The organism is uncultured Campylobacter sp. (assembly GCF_938045595.1).
Classification (GTDB): Bacteria; Campylobacterota; Campylobacteria; order Campylobacterales; family Campylobacteraceae; genus Campylobacter_B.
This window is the reverse complement of record NZ_CALIBB010000239.1, coordinates 1-4,291: the sequence shown is the minus strand read 5'-3', so window position 1 is coordinate 4,291 and position 4,291 is coordinate 1. Positions and strand designations below refer to the sequence as shown.

Sequence of the window (4,291 nt, the reverse complement as noted above, 5' to 3'; positions counted from 1 at the left end):
GGCTTTGGAGAGGCGATGGCAAGGAGCCTAGCGGAGTTTTGTAAGATAAATCGCGAAAAAATTCTAAATCTAAGCGAAATCATCACGCCTCGCGCGCCCGAGGTGCATACCGTCAAAAGCGCTTTTACCGACCGCAGCGTCGTCATCACCGGCACGCTCAGCCGTCCGCGCGACGAGTTTAAGTCCAGGCTTTTGGCGATGGGCGCGAAGGTGCAGGGCTCGGTATCTGCCAAGACCGACTTCGTGCTCGCAGGCGCAGAAGCGGGCTCCAAGCTACAAAAAGCTCGCTCGCTTGGCGTGCGGGTGATCGATGAGAGCGAGTTTGAAGCGCTCGCGAGCCTGGCGACGACCGACACAAATTCACCCGGCAAGAGCGAGCCCGAAGCGCTTGTGGGGAGCGGCGAGTGAAGATTTTTTGCTTGGCGCCGAAACCGCACGCAAACGGCGCGGGATTAAATTTTAAAAGCAATCTCCGCCCTGTGGCGCTTATATCTTTTACAAGGCGCGAGAATTTTAAAAATTTTGTAGCGCACGAGCAAGCGGTAAAAGCGACAAATCGAGCGGTCAATGTAAGATCGCTGAGCTCTAAGGCGTGCGTAAAAGCAGCAGACAGGGAGGCGGTTTCTGCTAGGCGCGCGGGCTATACCTGCCGCGGCGCTAAAACGGCGCGCACGACGCCGATAGATACGGCTGCAAACAAGAATATCTCAAATTTTGCGGCGCGCGAACACTGCGCCGATAGGAAAAATTTTAAAATTTTCGCTAGCGACGAGATAAAATTTGCAACGCACGGCGAGCCGAAACCTGCAACGCACAGTATAGTTAAATTTGCGGCGTGCAGCCGGCTGAAATTTGAGCCGCGTAGCACTGCTACGCGCGACTTTACTTTGTGCGATAAAATTTTAAGCTCAAGGCCGCACAAAAACTGCGTAAGCTTTAAAATTTCATCGCGGCGTGGAGAAAATACAAAATGAGATTTGATCTGCTCGTCGCAAATACGCTTAAAATCAGCAGAAATCAGGCCGCCGCACTGATAAAGCAGGATAAAATTTTGCTGCGAGGCGCCGTGCAAAACAGGCCCTCTGCGCAGATCGTGCCCGAGCATAGCGGCGAAATCAGCGCGATTGATCAAATTTACGTAAGCAGGGGCGCGCTCAAGCTTGCGGGCTTTATGGACGAGCTCGCTGAAAACGGGCTTTTAGCAAGCTGCGGCGTAAATTTGCCTAACTCGGCGGTAGAAATTTCAAAGCCGTATAGCAACGCAAAGAGCGCAGATAGCAAATCGGTAGCGACGCAAAAGGCGGGCGCAGTAACGATGCAAATTTCAAGTGCAGATTTTGCGACTACGGATAAAATTTTAGGCGCGAACGAGGCTGATAAAATTCCAAGCGCGGCTGCCGCGACGACAAAGAGCGCAAAAGCCATTACCGAGGCGATCCGTACCGCAAAAACTAGCGCCGAGACGGCGGAGCTTTTACAAACCGGTGCAGGCAAGCAAACGGTGGAATTTTTACAGACGGACGTAGACGCTGAAACGGCAGAGATTTTAAATGCGGCGAAAGCCTCCAAATCGGGCGGCAATGCGGGCACGTGCCGCAACGAAGGCGGCGTGGAGCCGGTACAAACAAAGCCCTCGGAAAAAGATATTTTAAATTTGGCGGGAGCCGATGTTTTGGACGTGGGCAGCAGCACGGGCGGGTTCGTGCAGATTTTACTGCAGCGCGGCGCAAAGAGCGTGACCGCACTTGACGTCGGCAGCTCTCAACTAAGCGAAATTTTGCGGCGCGATCCTCGCGTGGTCGTGCGCGAAAACACCGACATCAGGAAGTTTGCAAGCGAGAAAAAATTTGATCTCATCACCTGCGATGTGAGCTTCATATCGCTAAATTTGATCCTAAAAAGTCTCGCGAGCCTCGCCAAAAACGCTCTCATCGTGCTATTTAAGCCGCAATTTGAGGTCGGCGCGGAGATAAAGCGAAATAAAAAAGGCGTGCTAAAAGATGAAAAAGCGGTCTGTGCCGCACGGGCAAAATTTGAGCGGCTATGCGCCGAGCTGGGGCTTGCCACGCTGTACGCTAGCGCCTGTAAGATCACGGGCAAAGAGGGAAATAGGGAATTTTTCTATCTTCTAAAAAGGATGAACGATGAAATTTAAAAACTTAATTATATTGGCGTTTTGCGCCCTGTTTTTGGGCTCATGCGCCAAAAGCCTAAGCCCAAAAGCGCCGCTAGTAAAAAATTTCGACATCGCTAAATTTAGCGGCGGCTGGTATGAGATCGCTCGTATGAAGGGCGGCGGCGAGCTGCAAAACACCGCGTACGAGTGCTTTATCGATAAAAACTCCACGATCAATCTTTTAAAAACCGCCAAAACAAGCTCAGGTAAAATCGAAAACGAGCAGCACGTGTTGGAGTTTGCGGGCGATAAAAGCGTAGGTCTGCTCTATCAAAAAGGTCTGATTTCCGACTCCCTCTACCGCGTAGCGCAGGTGGACGGCGACTATCGCTACGCCCTGATTTTCGGCGCCGATACGAGCGAGCTGTATATCCTCTCGCGCACCAAAACCCTGCCCGAGCCGATCCGCATCCTCTATCTGAAAAAGGCGAAGCATAGTGGCTACGACACCAAAAAAATCGTCTGGACGAAGCAGAAGTAATGGCTAATCAAAAATCAGGTAAAGACCATACAGAGGCTTCGCTACGGAACTTTAAAGAGCAAAATTTCGTATCACAGAATTCCAGCTTGAAAAATTTTACGGAACAGAATTCCACAAGCAATGGAGAAAATTCATCTCAAAATATCAAACGCCCAAGGCAAGAGTTGAGTGAAAACAAAGCCGGCGATGCGCACCGCGCAGATGAAGCAGACACCGATACCGCTTGCAGTAACGAAACGGCTTATGGCGGCACTTGCGGCAATGGCGTAGATGCGCAAGCTCAAAGCGCGCTTCCTGCTTGTGCGGAAGTACTACGCGCGCGCCTAAGCGAGCAGTTCGCACGAGGCGAGATTTTCGCAACGCTGCAAGGCGCAAACCGCGATGACGTGTGCGCCGTAGCGATCGGTAACTTCGACGGCATGCACCTTGGGCATCAAAAATTATTTGAGCGCCTGGGCGAGCACGGCGCTATAATCGTAATCCTAGCAGGTGGTGGCACGAAGCTAACCCCTTTTGCGTCACGGCAGGCATTTACGAACAAAAAGATTTTTTATTGCGATCTACGCGCTATCAAAAGCCTTAGCGGAGGCGAATTTATCGCACTTTTAAGGCAGAATTTCATAAATTTACAAAAAATTGTCGTCGGCGAGGACTTTAGATTTGGGTGTGATCGGGCGTGGGACGTGGAATTTTTAAGGCGCGAATTTCGCGGGCAAACCTGCGTCTTAGGCGAGTTTTGCTTAAGCGGCGGTGGCGTGCATTCAAGCAGGATCAAGGAGCTTTTATCGCGCGGTCGGTGCGAAGAGGCGGCGGAGCTTTTAGGGCGAGATTACGAGATCTGCGGACGCGTAGTGCGCGGTCAGGGGCGCGGGGCGCGGGAGTTCGTAGCGACGCTAAATCTTGATGCGAGCGGCTATTTTATGCCAAAAAGCGGCGTGTATGCGAGCCTAGCACGCGCCGGAAGCAAGGAATTTGCAAGCGTGAGCTTCTTGGGGCACAGGCTCAGCACCGACGGAGCTTTTGCGATTGAAACGCACATTTTAGGGGACTTTGCAGGCTTTGAGGCGGGTTTAAATTCCGCGCAAGATCACGCGCCGTGCTGCGGGGGGCAAGCCGCACATTCTGCGCGAAATTCAGATGAAATTTCGGCGCGTAATTCGACCGAAATTTCTACACAAAATTTTGCGGCGAGCGAGAGCTTGGACGCCGAAAATAAAAATTTAGAGGCTGCGGACAAAAACAGCGGCGCGAAATTTGCCTGCGTGAAATTTATAAAGTTCCTGCGCGAAAATCGCAAATTTAGCGATCTAGCGCAGCTTAAAGAGCAGATTTTAAAAGACGCTTCAGAGGCGGAGGCGGTATTACGAAGCCGTAAATTTTAATCTGCGGCTTGTAAGCTTAAAGATGAAATTTGCGGGCTGTGCGCTTGATTTGATGCGTCTGCCCGCGTTTTGCATCTACGACGCATTAAATGAGCCGTCTGCGTCGTCCCGTATAAAAGTCGTGCGCCCGTTGTCACTGAGAATACTTGGTGCACCGCCTGCGTCTGCGATGCCATATGGGAAGTGTACACAAAAGCGGCGCGCAAGCCGATAAAAAGTCGTTAAATTTTAACGACGTACCGCCTGCAGGAC

The 4,291-nt window shown here is 51.6% G+C and carries 5 protein-coding genes; all 5 read left to right on the top strand.

From position 1 onward, the window contains the following. Positions 1-408 (top strand): BRCT domain-containing protein (locus tag Q0340_RS09085; RefSeq protein WP_363317263.1); only part of this gene is annotated, 408 nt, incomplete at its 5' end. Beyond that, entirely contained in the window at positions 405-974 is a 570-nt protein-coding gene (locus tag Q0340_RS09080) for a hypothetical protein (RefSeq protein ID WP_298083056.1), read from the top strand. The genes Q0340_RS09085 and Q0340_RS09080, both read left to right, overlap by 4 nt. After that, a complete protein-coding gene (locus Q0340_RS09075; RefSeq protein WP_298083055.1) occupies positions 971-2,155 on the top strand; it encodes an SAM-dependent methyltransferase in 1,185 nt (394 codons plus the stop codon). Before Q0340_RS09080 ends, Q0340_RS09075 begins: the two co-directional genes overlap by 4 nt. Beyond that, positions 2,145-2,657 carry a lipocalin family protein gene (locus Q0340_RS09070; RefSeq protein WP_298083054.1) on the top strand — a complete coding sequence of 171 codons (513 nt, stop codon included), beginning with the start codon at positions 2,145-2,147 and terminating at the stop codon, positions 2,655-2,657. Before Q0340_RS09075 ends, Q0340_RS09070 begins: the two co-directional genes overlap by 11 nt. Further along, positions 2,657-4,039, top strand: coding sequence for a riboflavin kinase (locus Q0340_RS09065; protein ID WP_298083053.1), 1,383 nt, complete (start codon positions 2,657-2,659; stop codon positions 4,037-4,039). Before Q0340_RS09070 ends, Q0340_RS09065 begins: the two co-directional genes overlap by 1 nt. The last annotated feature ends 252 nt before the right edge of the window (positions 4,040-4,291 follow it).